The organism is Pseudoalteromonas sp. S2755 (genome assembly GCF_005886535.1).
Lineage (GTDB): Bacteria > Pseudomonadota > Gammaproteobacteria > Enterobacterales > Alteromonadaceae > Pseudoalteromonas.
On the sequence record NZ_PNDS01000040.1, the window covers coordinates 1 to 18,218 of the forward strand.

The 18,218-nt window shown below is 43.5% G+C and carries 13 protein-coding genes; 6 read left to right on the forward strand and 7 right to left on the reverse strand.

Features of this window, described 5'->3' with window-relative positions:
• Positions 1 to 102 precede the first annotated feature (102 nt).
• From CWC03_RS08025 to cspE, 5 genes are all read left to right on the forward strand, one after another.
• Positions 103 to 795: a hypothetical protein gene (locus tag CWC03_RS08025; RefSeq protein WP_138581306.1), complete on the forward strand. Its 693-nt coding sequence runs from the start codon at positions 103 to 105 to the stop codon at positions 793 to 795.
• Positions 796 to 923: 128 nt separating this feature from the next.
• Positions 924 to 1,241 (forward strand): hypothetical protein, encoded by a 318-nt coding sequence (locus CWC03_RS08030; protein WP_138581307.1) that lies wholly within the window; start codon positions 924 to 926, stop codon positions 1,239 to 1,241.
• 2 nt (positions 1,242 to 1,243) lie between these two features.
• Entirely contained in the window at positions 1,244 to 1,783 is a 540-nt protein-coding gene (locus CWC03_RS23750) for a hypothetical protein (protein ID WP_249313975.1), read from the forward strand.
• A 59-nt stretch (positions 1,784 to 1,842) separates the two neighbouring features.
• A complete protein-coding gene (locus CWC03_RS08040; protein ID WP_138581308.1) occupies positions 1,843 to 2,424 on the forward strand; it encodes a hypothetical protein in 582 nt (193 codons plus the stop codon).
• Between the two features lie 415 nt (positions 2,425 to 2,839).
• A complete protein-coding gene (gene cspE, locus CWC03_RS08045; RefSeq protein ID WP_010369631.1) occupies positions 2,840 to 3,052 on the forward strand; it encodes a transcription antiterminator/RNA stability regulator CspE in 213 nt (70 codons plus the stop codon).
• A gap of 58 nt (positions 3,053 to 3,110) precedes the next feature.
• On the opposite strand, the gene CWC03_RS08050 is transcribed toward cspE, so the two are convergent.
• From CWC03_RS08050 to CWC03_RS08075, 6 genes are all read right to left on the reverse strand, one after another.
• The gene (locus tag CWC03_RS08050) at positions 3,111 to 4,445 is read right to left on the reverse strand and encodes a magnesium transporter (RefSeq protein WP_138581309.1); all 1,335 of its coding nucleotides are present in this window, start codon (positions 4,443 to 4,445) and stop codon (positions 3,111 to 3,113) included.
• Between the two features lie 3 nt (positions 4,446 to 4,448).
• Entirely contained in the window at positions 4,449 to 5,270 is an 822-nt protein-coding gene (locus CWC03_RS08055; protein WP_138581310.1) for a magnesium transporter MgtE N-terminal domain-containing protein, read from the reverse strand.
• Between the two features lie 9 nt (positions 5,271 to 5,279).
• Positions 5,280 to 6,137 (reverse strand): mechanosensitive ion channel family protein, encoded by an 858-nt coding sequence (locus CWC03_RS08060; RefSeq protein WP_138581311.1) that lies wholly within the window; start codon positions 6,135 to 6,137, stop codon positions 5,280 to 5,282.
• 215 nt (positions 6,138 to 6,352) lie between these two features.
• A complete protein-coding gene (locus CWC03_RS08065) occupies positions 6,353 to 6,817 on the reverse strand; it encodes a pyridoxamine 5'-phosphate oxidase family protein (protein WP_138581312.1) in 465 nt (154 codons plus the stop codon).
• A gap of 62 nt (positions 6,818 to 6,879) precedes the next feature.
• The gene (locus CWC03_RS08070; protein ID WP_138581313.1) at positions 6,880 to 7,434 is read right to left on the reverse strand and encodes a type 1 glutamine amidotransferase domain-containing protein; all 555 of its coding nucleotides are present in this window, start codon (positions 7,432 to 7,434) and stop codon (positions 6,880 to 6,882) included.
• A gap of 179 nt (positions 7,435 to 7,613) precedes the next feature.
• Positions 7,614 to 9,617 carry an alpha-amylase gene (locus CWC03_RS08075; protein WP_138581314.1) on the reverse strand — a complete coding sequence of 668 codons (2,004 nt, stop codon included), beginning with the start codon at positions 9,615 to 9,617 and terminating at the stop codon, positions 7,614 to 7,616.
• A gap of 503 nt (positions 9,618 to 10,120) precedes the next feature.
• On the opposite strand from CWC03_RS08075, the gene CWC03_RS08080 reads away from it, so the two are divergent.
• Positions 10,121 to 17,263, forward strand: coding sequence for an Ig-like domain-containing protein (locus CWC03_RS08080; RefSeq protein ID WP_138581315.1), 7,143 nt, complete (start codon positions 10,121 to 10,123; stop codon positions 17,261 to 17,263).
• Between the two features lie 111 nt (positions 17,264 to 17,374).
• Here CWC03_RS08080 and CWC03_RS08085 read toward each other — a convergent pair whose 3' ends face one another.
• A complete protein-coding gene (locus tag CWC03_RS08085; RefSeq protein ID WP_249313976.1) occupies positions 17,375 to 18,109 on the reverse strand; it encodes a substrate-binding periplasmic protein in 735 nt (244 codons plus the stop codon).
• Between the last annotated feature and the right edge of the window lie 109 nt (positions 18,110 to 18,218).

Consider the following 18,218-nt stretch of genomic DNA (forward strand, 5'->3'; position numbering starts at 1 on the left):
TGTGGGGGGAAGTACAGGTGCGCAAATAAAAGACCCTAGAGCAGAGAAGCATGACCCCCAACTAACTTTCAACTCTATCAATATACAGAATCAGGAATGAAGATGGCCGTTTCAAATTACTTTCTACTCTTTTGCGTAGGACTGGCTGGATTGCTTTCATTTATACATTTTCAACTGGTAAACTACATTCACCTTGTTGTTGTAAGCGTATTACTTTTGGTGACATTTCTTGTGAAATATCAGGAAAATATGAAACACATTATTGCTTTGATTGTAGCTTCATTCGTTGCCGAATTTATCATTTATCAAATCTTATTTAACTATGTTAAAGTTGGCACAGAAGTATACAAGGCAAATTTACTAAATTATCTATCAGTACTCATTCTAGACCTTATCGTTTTTTACATTCTCAAATACCGAGTTCGATTTTCGCTTCAATTTGTTAAACGTTTTCAACCAAAGAAATGGCAATACATTTACACCACTCATGCAGATATCCTTTTATATGGTGTCTACTTAGCTTTTATCGTGGTGGATTTACTTGTTTTAGGTGAGCACTTACTGAGAAATATGGATTATATCTTTTGCGTCTCAGAGGCAACGGCTAAGCCCTTCTGGAGCTGGAATTGGGTTTACAAAAGTTACCCTTACGCAAAAAGTATTCTACTTTCTTGTGTTGTAACTATCTTACTCGCCACCATTTTTGTAGAAAATCAACGGCCCGAACAGGAAGACGATGATGAAGATGACAGCGATGAAGTAATACATAAAACAGATCAACAACAAAAGCCGTAATGGCTTTTGTTGTTAGGTATCTAGTTGCCATCTTTTCCCGCGTTAAACTCAAGCCTCTCATTCAGTATTAGTTCACCTATCTTCTGTTTTCATCTAAGAGTGTATATGGTTCACAAAGGAGATGATCAATGAACGAAGAAAAATCAGTCAAGGATGCCATTAATGCCTTTTATAAAGGTGCAGGCGTTGACCTAAAATTTTCAGGTGAAGTAAACCCTAAGGTCGCTGAAATATTTGGTAAAATGATTGAAGAAACGCAACAGTGCACAACCGCTTTAAAATGGGTGCCTAAACCAACAGGTGCTAAAGCGACAATAGGTTGGATCGCTAAAAACTTTACACAAAGTATTATTAGTCAATTAAGTGAAGAACAATCGCTTTCGTGTGCGAAAAAGGTGATATTAAATTATAAATCTCCAATGAAGCTAGCTTCTCTTGGAGTGTAACAATGAAGTTATTATTATCAATTGTACTTTTTGCGCTATTACCCACCTCTAGCTATGCAGAAAGCTGGCCTAAACCACAATGCCAAGGCGAGCCATACTGGCTTGAATTTAGTACTGTGAAGCTCTGTATCCCCAAGCAAAACGTTACTCATCTCAATATTCTTCATTCAGAGTTACCCTCATTCACCGTTACAGCGGAGCATGGCGAACTCATTTTTCAGTTACAAACGGCTGAGAATATTACCGGTGGTCTACATAGCAAGTATGAACTTGATCTTGCGTCTTATTTTATCGCATTGAAAAACAAAGATAAGCCAACCATTGATTACGATATTGCCTATCAAGTCCATGAGCTGATATCACCTAACGACATTGGCATATTTAACACTGGAGATTGGCTGGCTGTATCGCTGACCAACAACACTCGTAGTTTTGATGAGCTTTTTATCTTTCACAAATCAAGCCAACACATACTGCATATTGGAGGGCAATTTGATAGTTTTGAAGCTAAAACACTCTTAGCTCAGTTCCGTTTACCATGACTGAATGATATAAAAAACTATTAAAAATACAATAATTACAAAATAAACAAGGAGTTAATATGCGATACCTCACAGCAATAGGGACTTTTTTATTAGCTGCTTACTCTATCTATCTGAATACGATCATCTCAGACTTAGAGTTTGAGCGAGATAATTTAGAGGAGCGTATCGCAGCTCTCTCCAGCAACATTAAAGCTTCCGACAATGTAAAGCCACACCTCGAAGAAGTAGCTATCAGCAGGCCAAAGCCTAATGGTAAGTTTGCAGATGAGAATAGCACTAACCAATATACTGAAATCAAAACACCTAAAGAAAGTGACGAAAGAACAATCACGCCTTCAAAAGATAAAGGGTTTAACGAGCAATCAGTAGACGAAACCTGGGCTTTCGAATTTTCCGATCAAATTCATTATTTTTTCATGGAAAACGAAATCCTAAACAAGCTGCGCGTAACTAATATTGATTGCCGTGAAACGGCCTGTCGAGTGGATATATATATCAATAAAGACGAACCAATCGAAACCGCAACGGCTATTGGTAAAATATTTGGGAGCGATGAACACTGGCAAGCTCACCCTTTCTACTTTAATTCAACGCCTGAAGATGGGGTGATCCGAGTCGAGATCAACAGATACAAGTAGTTAAAAGTTTGGAAGCGTTATATCTTAGCGCTTCCGAGCAAATAGGTATTCACTCAAATACCGCTAAGTGAAGTCTTATACAACAGTAGCTTTTAAACACACAAAACTAGAAAACACATCTTTCAAATACGTTCATCACAATCAAAGTTCCACCAATAAATCCGCTCAAAACTCATTGAAGCTCACTTTTTAAACAAAAAGTTGCAAACTTCATTGGACAGCGCCATAAGAACGCTATACTATATGCAGGCTTTAGATACTTAGAGCACTTACTACTGCTGCACTGTTTTTTCTTGATACTCTTTTTTTAAAAAAGTCGTTTATAGATATACCAATGCGTTACTAGCTAAGTTTTATCTATCGCTTTATCGGTGATTTTCACCACACAATTAATTTTTTGAAAAAGGTTTCAATTATGTCTAACACAGTAAACGGCACAGTTAAGTGGTTCAACGAAGAAAAAGGTTTTGGTTTCATCACTCAAGAAAACGGCGGTAAAGATGTATTCGTACACTTCCGTGCTATCGTTTCTGACGGTTTCAAAACTTTAACTGAAGGCCAATCAGTGTCTTTCACCGTTGAAGAAGGCCAGAAAGGTCCTCAAGCAAGCAACGTAGTAGTTAACTAATACGTATTGCTCAGAGCTAGTGCCTGCACTAGCTCTACGAATTGCCCCCACTCCTCTCTTAGCCTTTCGGCAGCATATCAGACAACAACAACGCAATCCCCAAAAATGACATAAAACCCGCTATATCTGTAATTGTCGTAAGTACAATTGATGAAGATTGTGCTGGGTCGAGTCCAAACTTTTTCAATGCGATTGGTACAATAGCGCCTGAGCTTCCCGCAATGACAAGAGACGATATCATCGCAAGCGCAATAACAAGTGCAAGGCCGAGTGATTGACTCCACAAATATACGCCAATGCCACAAGTAACGGCTATTGCTATGCCATTTAGCAGACCAACCATCATTTCTTTTAGCATCACCTGATACCAGTGTCGCGTCGAAATTTCTCGTAGTGTTAAGCCTCGCATTGTTACCGCCAAAGCTTGAGCCCCTGCGTTACCCGACTGTCCAGCAGCTACTGGCAGCAAAATAGCTAAAGCGGTAACTTGAGCAATCAATCCCTCAAAGGCCCCCACGACGGCTGCAGCTGCAAATGCGGTTAACAAGTTAATTTGTAACCACGGGAGCCGTTTCTTTACTGCAAACCAACTACTTGATAGAGCTTTTTCGTCTTTACTCGCACCTACCATGGTCTGCATATCACTCGCCAAATCTTCCTTGGTTGACTGATAGGCGTCAAAAAATCGGATCTGCCCAACTAGCTGTTGCTGCGCATCAAGTACCGGAATTGCTCGCACTTTGTGCCCTTCAAACGCTTCCACGACCTGATCTTTATGATCCATTACATTTAAGGTGACTCGGATCGGCGTCGCAACCTGCATTAAGGTTTTACTTGAGGAGCTTCCCACTAAAACATTGAGTGTAGTCTCGCCCACTAAATCCTGCTGTTCGTTTAACACATAGATGACATCTGGCACTTTACCGTCTAATCGCTTCAGCTGCGCGAGCACTTCACGCAGTGTCGTATCTGAGTAAAACGCTTGCACCTTTTTGTTCATCATTCTCGCAGCGGTATTTTCAGGAAACACCAACAACTCACTGAGTTCATCCGCTATGGTTGAATGCTGCTCCTTTAATTTAGCAAGTAGCACCTGCTGCGCTTCCTGCGACTGTTTGTTCAAAAGCCCGACCGCAATATGGCTATCTAGGCTCGCGATAAATTGTGCTTGATAATCCACAGGGAATTGCTGGAAAATTTGTTCAGCGGCTCCCGGTGGAAAATACTTCCATAATCGATAAATGATATGTTGTGCCTGCTGTTGTAATAATTCAGCGGCTTCGTCTGGAGGTAAAGTGCCAAGGAGCTGTGCACTTTTGAGCGGAAATTTACTTAAAAACTCATCACTGAGCTGCTCTACCGCTGAATCTAGTGTATCTTTTGCTGCGCTCATCGCTTATTTCCCCTTGATCTTAACTGGCACCAATGTATCTAACATGCTGGCAAACGAACTAGAGTAGGCATCTAACAAATCTAAAGAGTCGCTTGGCTTGTCTTGTGTTTCATCCATTCTGACAAGTGCACTTCTCACTCTGTGATGTGGCAATACCCCAATAAAATCACCACTGCGATTAGCAACCGCAACCTGATCTTGTTGCGCCCAAACGGGCGATTTCAATGCACTATGCAACTCGGTATAACCACTTAGAGAAACAACGTGAGTATCCATCAAATCTGCAATTTTCTGTTGCGGCGCTTTTCGAAGCAAATGAGTTAGTGATAACTGACCCACCACATGGCGATGCTGATTTACCACATAAACTAGCGTAAACCCGATATAATCACGTTTTTTTAAGCGCAGCAACGACTCCTCAACCGTCATTGTTTCTTCAAGAATCAGTACGTCCGTTTCAACCCATGCTCCCACGGTATAATCAGGGTAGCTAATCAACATCTTACAGAGTGTTTGTCGCCTTACTGAAATGAGATTAAGAAAACGTGCAAGCTCATCTTCCTGTAGATGCCTGAAGATAGCAGCAATATCAGCCAACTTCATTTTGCCAAGCCACCTAGCAATATCAACATCCGTTTGCGTTATCAGAATTTCCGCTGCACTGCGGGGCTGCATGACCTTAAGCACGTTTAAAGCAACTTCATTTGGTAACGTTTTTAGTAACTCAGCAGCTACATCTGGCGTTTGCAATGAAAGTAAGCGCGCGGCGCCAGCTGGTTCTTCTTGTAAAAAGTGTTGCGCAATTTTTAGGTTTAACGCTGACATAGAGCCTCCCTACTGCTTACTTGAATGACTATGTGTCGCGGTAATATGTGCCGAGTCCTTTAAAAATTGCCTTGCTGGTATTAGGGTTCTCCCTTTTTGGGTTTCAATCACCAACATCGTTGCTGTGATTTCGGTGAGCGTGCCTGACACCCCTGCAATTTCAATTTGATCGTTAATTCGACAGTGACGCTGCGCTTGTTTTGCTGCGACGGTATTTGCAATTAACTCTCGACTCCCAAGACCAAAGGCCAACGCAACTCCCGCACACAATACGCCGGTCAGTACCACCACCATATTGGTCACAAATTGAATATTGATCCCTAGTTGCTCAATACCTATTACCGTTGCAGTAAATAAGATCGCGAGCTTGGCTACGTTACCCGCGACTTCGACTCGCGCAAACCCAACGGACTGCGCACCGGCTCTTGCCATGGCACTAGCTAAATTGCCAAGCAGATAACCACCAACGATAATAAATATCCCAGCGAGGAGATTTGGTAAGTAGCTAAGTAGCGAGGAGATCCAATCACTGAAAAAGTTTAAACCAAGGCTGGATGTAGCTGCTGCGATAAAAAACATCATCGTGACCCAAAACACGGTTTTCCCTATTAATCGAGCATGTTTTAGATTTAGCTGAAGCGTTTGTTCGGTTTGCACTCGTTGGCTTAAGCCTACCAACGCACGATTACACAGCTTAAATAACGAAATAGTCAGCTTGCTCAATAGCCAAGCCACTACCCAACCGACAAGCAGCATGAGTGCCGCGCCCAGCAGTTGGGGTGTATGAGTAACAAGCTGATTGATTAATTGCTCGTAACTGGCAGATAAGGCGTGTTGCCAATTATCAAAGGTATCCTCGGTGGCCATGTAAACTCCTGAATTCGCTGAAACAGCTTACTTCTAAATCAATACATTCATTGTTATCACAGTGTTAGCCGTTGTCCAGAGAATTCCCCAAAGTCCTAAATATTTAAACTACTAACAATACATTTAGGAGCATTTTTTGTGAATGGCAGCAATTAAGGCGCAAAAACATGTACCGTCTTTGCGCCCTACTTGTTTCTTTATATTGGGTGATATAGCTACCTAAAGCGAACCGTTTCTCGCTCACCCATTTCTTCTGGTTCTACATTTTTCCCAACCGCTAGTTTCAATAAGCCGCTCAAGTCGGGGCTAACATGCCAAATCTCAGCATCGTCCAGTTCAAAACGGAGCATGATAAGCTCGGGGTCACCTTTACCCTTTTCAAACCAGCTCTCGGTCTGCCTTGACCAATGGGCATCAAGTACGTCTTGTCGTGTTTCTTCAATTAAATGTCCGCGAATACATGCAAATACATTGTGCCCTTTACTGGAAAATTGTGCTGTTGCTTTACCACACTTAGCAATACGATTTGTTTTACTGGTAAAAAACCAAAACTCGCCGTTGGCGTCTTTATCCAACTGTGCTCGCATTGGCTCATGGTGATTATTGTCATCACTCAAACCAATCATCACGTTGGGGCTGCTGTCTAGCGCTTCCCAGAAGGTTTTCTTTATGTCTGACATTATCTTCTCCTTATTTATACCTATTAGCGTCTGCTTGAAACGGCACAAACCCACTCTTTCGATTAATTGATAGTATCTTGCTGCAAAGCCTCGATGATTGCTTTATTAAAAGCGTCAAGATCATTTGGATTGCGACTTGTGATCAAGTTGTCGTCAACCGCAACCTTAAGGTCAACCCAGTCTGCACCGGCATTTTTAAGATCGGTTTTGATACTTGGGAAAGAGGTAAGCGTTTTTCCCTCCACTAGCTGCGCTTCGATTAGCAGCCAAGGGCCATGGCATATCGCCGCGATTGGGCGTTTATTACCAAACTGTGAAAAGGCCTGAATAAATTTAACCGCAGATTTTTCTTGCCTTAATTTATCGGGGTTGAATAATCCGCCAGGTAAAACAAGCCCAGCATACTTACTGGGGATGGCTTCGTCCAAAGTTAAATCAACGGCGACTTTCTCACCCCAATTGTCTTCATTCCAAGCAGTAATATCGCCCTTTTTTAAAGAAATGATATCAACATTAAATCCTGCGTTTTCAAGTGCCTGCTTAGGTTTAATCAGCTCACTTTGTTCAAACCCGTCAGTGGCTAAGATCGCGACTGAAATATCGTCTGACTCCAACATTATTCTCTCCTTCAATACGTTGCTGATATAAAGATAGATACTGATGTCGATGCAGAATCAATACCATAATATAACCTCATGAAATATATAAACATTAAAGGTTGATGTTTTGATTGAGTGTAATCTTTACAGAACTGAGGAGTGTAAATCTGGACTAGGTTAGCCCTAGTCCATCGTTGTTATAATGACAAAATAGAGACTGAGTTTGTACCAAACTCAAACACGTTCAATTTTCCGCATTGAGCAAAATGATTATTGCTCGTATATGGTATGCCTTGTTGGTTGATATCCCCCTCCCAACCTTGACCATTTTTAACGAATGCTTTTACTTCAAACCAACCGTTGAATGTTTTGCTACAGTCCATTTCTACTTCCAGCAACCAGTAATGTGCTCCCCATTGATTGAGTGACATGACACCAAAACCATCGCCGTCGTAACGTTTTTCCGCGCCCCAACTAGCAGGCCAAATATTGGTTGTCCAATCCAGCGGACTCCCTTGGGCACCACTAGACTGCCCAGCTTCAGCCGCTAACCAATCCAATCTGTTATCAGCCACTTTCCAAGGCGTAGTTGTCATGTTTCGCATGTTCAAATGCTTGATAGGTAAAGAGCAAAGAGTAGGATCGGCGCCGCAATCAATCCCTCGCTGCAATGCTGCGGCATGATCAAGACCACCTCGGACGAACATATCTTGACCCGATTGAGTTTCTGCTTTCATAAAGACTAATGTGCGTTGCCAATCACCAGTCTGCGGTGGGGTTGTCAACTTACTTTGATGATGAATGGCTACAGCATCCATAGCTGCTAAATTAATTTGTGCGTAACCGTTGGTATCAACTTCGATGCTTTTACCTGTGCAGTTTTCTTGACCGATACCTCCACTTAGCGCATCACAGTAGGTTCCGGCAGGGAGCCCTGTTTGCAGGCTTTGAACCATACTAGAAGATTCCCGGTTAATGGCGACAAAGCCTAAATTACCGCGAGAAAAAGCAATTTGGTTATTACCATTGTCCCACCAATTTGCCACAGTCCAATTGCCATTAGTATGATTTCTAAACTGCATTGCACCTGCAATCATTGGGCGACGATGCTCACACTGCCATAATTGACTAGTACAATTGAGGTTACCATTCTGATGAACAGGAACCGAAGGGCCACCAGCATCAGTGTCACCATTAAATTCATAACTAGACATCACTTTAGGATAACCATAAGGAGACGCCAGCATGAATACATTCGCTAAATCGTATAGTTTACCATCATGAAAAGTAACGATAGATCCTGCACCACCATGCCCACGCTGGTTGTCATGGTTGTCTGTAAATACTACGGCTTTATAACTTGGCATCATGCCCCAAGCTTCGCCAAAGCTTTTTAACCAAGCCAGTTTGCCTTGTTTAAATGCCTCGCTCAGTTTAATGCTGTACTTAAACTCGGTGACTAAGCCATTTTGATGATATTCAGAAGCAGAAACCGCCTCACCTCCTTGATCAATCACCTCTTGGAAAACGACCGCTGGTTGATTCAGCTTGGCCAACACATCGCCAATATCACTTGCAGGCATGTGCTTGCTTGCATCCAGCCTAAACCCCGCCACGCCCAGAGACTGTAAATCGCTCAAAAAGCCCGCGAGGGTATTTTGTACGTAGCTCGCATCGGTGTCTAAATCATGCAGTCCTACGAGTTCACAGTGCTGCACTCGCCATGCATTATTACCGTAGTCTTCAGGGTTTATTGCGCAGGTCTCATGAAAATCTTGTGGACTATAGATAGAGTATTGTTTGTTGCCAAAGGTGTTACCTGCAACTCCGGTGCCGTTGCCATGGGCCATGTGGTTTATAACAGCATCAACATAGATATCTACTCCGGCAGATTTACACCTCGCGACCATATCGGCAAATTCGGCTCGACTACCACTACGACTCGCAATCTCATAACTGACTGGCTGATAACGAGTCCACCATTGATCCCCTGTAATATGCTCATTGGGTGGTGATACTTGCACAGCCGCGTAGCCATTTGGCCCCAAAAACGTTTCACACTCCGTCGCAACATCAGCCCAAGACCACTCGAATAAATGAACGAATGTTGTTGGGTCGCCGTCAACGGCATGTGCAGGTGTAACGCAACTGGATACTAACAACACTCCCGCTGCAATTTGGTTTAGTTTTATATTTTTCATTATTGCGCCTCTTATTCACACAAGATTAACAATATAGAATTCCTAGCTAAACAATCTATTGAATACGTATGCATTGGTTTTACTAACAAGTAACCTTAATAAGAAACAGCATAAACACCGAGTAGTATCTAAATTTCAGCAGTGAATGAGCGTCTCAAGCAACTGAAGTCATGCTCACCGTGTGCGACAACAATTTAATTGCAATTAACAAATTAATATTTATTAAACCATTACCTAAACACACAATTAAGATCTAAAAAACTAACGTTAAGTCGTCTTTTTTTCTTATTTTTAAATTAAAAAAACTTAAAAATTGCAAAAATAAAAATTAAAATTTCCCTAAGTTTCTGTTTTAGGTTACGAATTTTTTATAAGAGTCATTCCAAGCTTCAAAACATCAACTACACTCAAATAACATCTTTGTATAAAAAACCACAAAGTTGTCATCCAAAGCAGTTCTATAAATGTTATCAACCTAGTAACTGAACCACTCAGGGGTCATTATGATTACACAGCGCTCACTGTTAAGCCGTGTTCGTAAGATTGTCTCTAATAGCTGCATAGCTGGCAGTATATTTTTCGCCTTAACCTCATCCGCATTTGCACTCGAAAATTGGCAAAAAGTCGAAAGGCTCACACCAACTGACGAAACAACAAATGCTGATGAATTAGTCTTTAAAGTCACGTTTGTTAACGCACATACCGTTGCACCAACTGCCAGTGACTTTACGATTCTAGGCGATGAAAAAGACACCAATAACGACACAACTATTGATACAGGTAGTAAAACAACCGCATCAATCACCCAAATCACCGTCGACTCAGGTAACAGCTCAATTTACCATATTACGCTCTCTGGAGGTGACCTTGCCAGCTACAACGGTGTCGTTGCATTATTGCCTGCGAGTAACTCAATAAGACCTGAAGTGTTCGAAGCCTACTACGTTAGTAACGGCACTGAGCTGCCAGCCTCTGATAAGCTCATTGTATATGATTACGCAGATCAAACTAGTGAGCTGGGCAATGGTTATTTTGGAACTACGGCTGCAGAAGCAAGAACCACAGCAGATGCTTTATGCAAAAGTAAATTTCTACGCAAGCACAACCGCCTAAATAATATTATTGATAGCTCTGCTTCAACAGCAGTGAGTAATGGGCCGGTTAGAGCCCGTGCAGTAATTTCGTTCTCCGCATCCGATGACATCGCCAGCCTTGACACGAATTACAGTCTACCGAGTGTCAATGTTTATAATAGCGGAGGCACTAAGCTTGCTGACACCAATTGGGATGACTTTGTCAACGGCACACTTAGCGCCCTTAATAGCAATGCGTCCGACATGCTTGAAAATTCGGGCAACGTTAAGTATTTTTGGAGTTTCTCCGATTCAGGAGGGACATTTAATGCTGCAAACAACTGTTCGGGCGGAACCTCACCTTCGAATACCGTCAAGGGTGTTGCCAACCAAAATGGCAGTTGGTATACCCTAATAGGCAGTGTGCCCTGTAACAACGCACTGAATTTAATATGTGTCGCATGGCATGAATCAGCCTATTTAGATGCCAATATTTCCAATACTGCACCTACAATTAGTAACTTACCAGCAAGCTTTACGGTGACAGAAGATGTCGCAACAACAGTTGATCTATCTGCAGTCGTCTTAGCTGATAACGAAGATGACAACTTAACGGTTACCTTGGCACTGGACAGCGGCACCATCACAAGCACCGACGGCAATGGAACAGTGAGTAGCGTCACAGTGGCGGGAAGCGGAACATCAAGTATGACATTAAGTGGGTCAGCGGCTGCGCTTAATAGCTACCTCGATGTAACGACTAAACTCAACATTACCACTGCAACAGACAACACAACGGCAATGACGCTCACGGTTACGCCGAATGATGGTACCGTTGATGGTGATGCCGCGACCAGTACCGTGAACGTCACGGCTGTTAACGATAAGCCTACATTTACTTCCACTGCGGTCACTGCTTCAACTGAGGACTCAGTATACAAATATTCAGTCACAACCAGCGACCCTGACAAAGATGCCGTCACCGTTTCTGTCTCAGCTAGTACTCCGCTTCCAAGTTGGCTAAGCTTGAACACAAGCACAGAAGCAACGGTGTCTACATTTGCAGGTCAAAGCTCTGGTTACATCGATGGAACCGGGACTGCCGCCTCATTCAAATCACCTTATGACGTTGCAACCGACAGTAATAACAATGTCTATGTCGCCGATTACAGTAACCATGTGATCCGTAAAATTACACCTGAGGGCGTTGTCACTACACTAGCGGGGTCAGGAACCGCAGGCTCTGATGAAGGCACTGGTAGTGCTGCTTCATTTAATTTTCCCAAAGCTGTAACGGTTGACGCTTCTGGCAATGTTTATGTTGCCGATTCTTCAAATAATAAAATCCGTAAGATCACCCCGGCTGGAGTCGTGACCACCTTTGCAGGCAGCGGCTCTCCTGGCAGCACGGACGGAACTGGCACAGCAGCCACTTTTGCCGCGCCAACGGGTATCACGATTGACAGCAACGGAAATTTATATGTCGTAGAGACGAACCCTCATATCGTTCGTAAAATAACCCCTGCAGGTGTCGTAACTACGTTTGCTGGCAGCAAAGGCTCTTCTGGGTTTACCGATGCAACAGGCACATCGGCAAAATTCAACTTCCCCTATAATGGTGGTAGTAGTAGCAATAACGACCTATTCATTGCTGACCGTAATAATCACGCTATTCGTAAAGTCACCTCAGCAGGTGTTGTGACTACGTTTGCTGGAACGGGTTCAGCGGGTTCAGCGAATGGCACAGGCACGCAAGCGAGCTTTAATAAACCGTATGATGTCGCACTAGATAGCGCTAATAACCTTTATGTATCCGAGCAAACGGGGCATACCATTCGCAAGATCACAACTGCAGGCGAAGTAACTACTTTCGCAGGAAGTGCTGGAACATCAGGAAGCACCGATGGTTTAGCAAGTGTGGCACGCTTCAGCCAACCCTTTGGTATTGCAGTAGACAGCAATGGCATCGTATATGTTGCAGATACCGGTAACCATCGAATTCGAAAGATATCGCCAGCCGAAACAACCTTAACGGGTACGCCTAGCAATGACGATGTTGGCGATCACTATATTTGTTTAGTTGTTTCCGATGGTACTGAGACCAGCGAGCAGTGCTTCACTATTACGGTTACAAACGTCAATGACGCCCCTGTTGTCGCAACGAATACGGGTTTAACCTTAAATGGTGGTACAACAGTAAACATCACGAGTTCAGCTCTGTCTGCGAGCGATGTGGATGATATTGGTACAGGTTTAACGTATACGGTAACCACCTTGCCAAGTCACGGAAGTCTCTTTGTAGATGCAAATAGTAATGACAGCTTAGACAGTGGGGAAGCACTCGGCAGCAATGGTACATTCACACAAGCTGATATTGAAAGCGGTAATCTTTTTTATACCCACGACGACTCTCAAAATGCGAGTGACAGTTTTGTCTTTTCACTACAAGATGGTTTAGAAGACGGTGTTAGCGCCATTACCAATCAAACATTTAGCTTTGTTGTTGAGCTAAATAAAGCACCGGTTATCAGTGGTACTCCAGCGGCGACCGTCAACGAAAATGTTGCGTATAGTTTTACACCTACCGCGACTGACGAAGATAACGACACCTTAACATTTAGCATCACCAATAAACCTAGCTGGGCAACCTTTAGCACCTCAACCGGTAGCTTGACGGGAACACCTAGTTATACCGATGCAGGTGCATACAATGGTATTGTTATTACAGTGAGTGATGGAACAGCTAGCGATACCTTAAATTTTGACATTACCGTCATCAACGTGAACCGTACACCAAGCATTAGTGGAACACCAGCGACCAGCGTTAATGAAAATAGTAGTTATAGCTTTACTCCAACCGCCTCTGATCCTGATGGAGATACGCTTACTTTCAGTATTACCAATAAACCAAGTTGGGCTACTTTCAGCACTAGCACAGGAGCCCTGAGCGGCACGCCAAGTTTTACTGATGCAGGTGACTACAGCGGTATTGTAATAACGGCCAGCGATGGCAGCGCAACACAAACGCTAAGCTTTAATATTAATGTTGTAAATGTGAATCGGGCACCATCTATAAGCGGTACACCGCCCACTTCGGTACTTGAAGGTGGTGTTTATAATTTCACACCAACGGCAAGCGACCCTGATAATGACAACCTGAGTTTCTCCATTACTAATCAGCCGGGTTGGGCATCATTTAGCTCGACGACTGGAGCACTAACGGGAATTCCCGACTTCGATCAGTCGGGTACTTACAGCGGTATTGTCATCACAGTAAGTGATGGTAGTGCAACTCAAAACCTGACATTTTCCATCACCGTAAACGATGTGAATCGAGCTCCCACAATAAGTGGATCACCTGCTTCTACGGTAAATGAAGGAGTAGCTTATAGCTTTACCCCAAGTGCTTCCGATGAGGATAATGATAATCTTACTTTTAGCATTACCAATGCACCTGACTGGTCAACATTCAGTAGTACAACGGGTACACTAACAGGTACTCCTACCTTTAATGATGGTGGTGAGCAATACAACATCACAATCAGTGTCAGTGATGGTAATGAAAGCGCAAACCTTAACTTCACGCTAAGCGTGGTCAATATCAATCGCTTGCCAACTATCAGTGGTACACCCGGGGTGAAAGTCACTGTGGGAGAAAACTATAGTTTTATACCAGCAGCAACAGATGAAGATGAGGATACGCTAAGCTTTACGATCATTAATAAGCCAAGCTGGGCACTATTCTCAACGTCAACTGGTGAACTCTCTGGTACACCATCAGAGACAGATATTGGTACGACTAGTGGTATTCAAATTAGCGTTAGTGATGGCACTGACAATGCAAACTTACCAGCATTTAACCTTGAAGTAGTTGCCGAAAATACAGCGCCAACGGGTGAAAATCTTTCGCTGAGCGTTAAAGAAGATACTCCATTGACTATTCAGCCGACATTACAAGATGCTGAAGATGATACCTTAACGCTGACAATTGGTAGTCAGCCAGCAAATGGTTCATTAACCAATAATGCTACAGGCTGGGTATATCAACCAGAGGCTGATTTCAATGGGGAAGATAGCTTTACCTATTCAGTGAGCGATGGAGAACTGCAAAGTGATAGCTATACCGTTGCATTAACTATCACAGCTGTAAATGACTTACCCATTGCAAACAACGATAACTTCCAGCTTGATGGTAGCGCCAACAATACATTCACCCTGAATGTGTTAGACAATGATACGGATGTTGATGGAGATACCCTCATTATTGAAGGCGTTAAGGCAAGTTTGGGCAGCGCCAGCGTCGTAGGCAATGCTTTGCAGTACACCGCTCCAAATAACTTTGCAGGTGCTGTTACTTTGAACTACGCCATTCGTGATGGGAAAGGTGGTAGAGCTAAAGCAAACGCACTATTAGAAATAAGTGGCGCAACCAATGGCGAGCCTCCTGTTGTCACCGCCCCAGCAGATTTAGAAGTTAATGCGACGGGACTATTTACCAAGGTAAATTTGGGTATTGCGACAGCACTCAATAGCAGTGGCGAGCCTTTACCTGTGACCCTTACTGAAGGTAAAACCATTTTTGCACCGGGAGCGCATAACGTTTACTGGCAAGCAACAGATGCAAACGGTAACTTAGGAACCGACCAACAGTTGCTGAGAGTGAATCCGCTAGTATCGTTGAGTAAAGATAAAACCATTGCTGAAGGCGCTAGAATAGATATTCAAGTACTGCTAAATGGCCCCGCTCCTCAGTATCCTGTCACAGTCAACTACACGGTGACAGGCAGCGCAACATCTGGAGTGGATCATGACTTGAGTAGTGGCTCGGTAACGATAAGCTCAGGTACAAAAGGCAACATTTCAATTCAAACTGTTGCAGATGGGGAGTTTGAAGGTGATGAAACGATCACAGTCAGCTTGAATAGCGGTGTTAACCTTGGTGCAAAACGTGAAACCACTATTACTGTGAGTGAACAAAATATTGCGCCTGAGGTCTCGCTAGTTGTGACACAGAATGATCAAAACCGATTAACCGTGAGCCAAGATGAAGGAACTGTATCTGTCGTTGCAACGGTGAGTGATCCAAATGTTGGCGATACTGTTGCGAGCACATGGAAAGTACCAGGCATGACTTCCGACCAATATACGGAAGATACTTTGCAACTGAGCTTTAACCCTCAGGATCTACAACCAGGCACTTACAAGGTGACACACACAGCGACAGACTCAAGTAGTGCACAAGATAGTGATAGTGTATTTATCCAAGTGACCCAATCATTGCAGCAATTATCTGATACGGAAGATACTGATGGCGATCTCATCCCTGACAGCCAAGAGGGTTACGCAGATGACGACGGTGACGGGATCCCTGACTTCCAAGATGCGATCACCGAGTGTAATGTTATGCCTCAAGAAGTGGTTACACAGGATGGCTTTTTAGTAGAAGGTAATCCTGGGGTCTGTTTACGTAAGGGCGAGTTTACCGCGAGCGGTGAAACTGGTGGCCTACTCATGACAGATGACGAGGGTAACTCACAACTGGGCAGCGATGATGATGCGCAAATCACTGGCGGCCTGTTTGACTTTATCGCTTATGGATTACCTAAAGCAGGTCAAGTGTATCAATTAGTGATGCCACAGCGCTTACCTATCCCAAGAGATGCCGTTTACCGTAAGTTTAAGGCGTCATCAGGCAGTTGGGTGAACTTTGTGGAAGACGCAAATAACCTTGTCTTTAGTGCGGAAGGTGAACCTGGCATTTGTCCTCCTCCAGGAGATGAAAATTGGTCGTCAGGACTGACTGAAGGTCATTGGTGTGTGCAACTTCAGATAGAAGATGGTGGTATCAACGATGACGATGGTGAAGCCAATGGCAGCATCGTGGATCCAGGAGGTGTAGGTGTACTGCTTTCAAATAACCAGATGCCTGTAGCGCTAGATGATTCAATTAGTATGAAGTGGAACACCAATATTACTATTGACGTTTTAGCGAATGACACTGATGCTGATGGAGATATGCTCACCGTAGCAAATGCGTCAGCCAGTTTTGGCGAAGTACAAATCAATTCAGATAACACCCTGTATTACACACCAAACGCAGGCTATGTCGGAGTTGATACACTGAACTACGCCATAACTGACGGCAACGGTGGAACCGCAGGAGCGAGTGTAGTAATTACTGTTGTTGCCAATACAGCTCCCATAACGGTTTCTGATGTTGCAACTGTTGTTTCAGGAAAGCCAATTACCATTAATGTGCTAGCAAACGACAGTGATAGTGATGGCGATACGCTGCAAGTAACTGAAGCGACGGCACAGCAAGGTAGTGTCACAGTTAATGCTGATTACAGCTTAACCTATCAGTCAAATTCTGGGTTTGTTGGCAGTGAAACCGTTACCTACACAATCACAGATGGTGAGGCGAGTGTCCAAGGTAGTGTGAATATTACGGTCAACAAAGCACCTACCGATACCGTCACGAACAAGAGTGATGGCGGTAGTATGCCATTGTGGTTGATTTGGGCCTGTCTCGCACTTGCAGTAGTTCGACGTTGGCAAGCTACTGCGCGTTAACCACCCTAACAAGTTAACAACCTCACGATAAGGGGTAATGAAGCGCAGCTTCATTACCCCTTCTTTTTGCGATAAAACACAGTGCTAACAGAAGCCGGTTGACTCGGTTATTCACTCATCTAATTGATACTTTTTAAGTGTTGCCTGATAAATACCATTCATCTTTAGTTGTATCAAGCCCTTGTTGAACAACGCTATTATCTCTACTGCATGCGGGTGAGATTTACTGACCCCAATATGAAGCGGCCATTGTGCTATGGTCGGTTGATGTACTTTGAAACTGTGAAATTCTGCGTGTTGAGTTTGTAAATACACAAAAGCAAGCTCATCGCTAACTACAGCGTCTACCCGCGCTTTATTGAGAAGCGACAAACAGGAAGTCAGGTTGGTGAGCTTTTCTAGGCGAATTTGTGGGATCTGAGCGAGTGCAATTTCAGAACGAAACCCCCGAATAGCACATACACTTAGCCCTTTAAGATCGTCCAACTCTTTAAAATGAATGGTTCGCTCTGTACGTGAAATAAGTACCAGCCGATTACTGTAATAAGCGTTGCTGAAAATAAAGCGTTCATCGCGGCTGTCCGAACGCCATAATGCGGGGATAATATCTACAGGCCCTTTCTCGACCATTCGCATGGCACGACTGAAAGGCATTATAAGCATTTCAAAATCTTGATTCTCTGCTTTGAATGCTGCACGAACTATATCTACAGTAAAGCCAGAACCTTTATCAATGACATAGGGAGGCCAAGTATTATGCGCCCCCACTATGGTGTCGTTTGCAAATGATGTGCACGACAAGGCAATAAGCAAGAGGCATGACCGTTTTAAACTTTTTATCGCCATGTCCACTCTCTCCCGCCTTTACCTTCAAATTAAGGTGGCTAACAACTTCGCTCCGGTCCTAATTGAGTATAGCGCAACCGTTGCATCTCGATATATACACATAGCTACT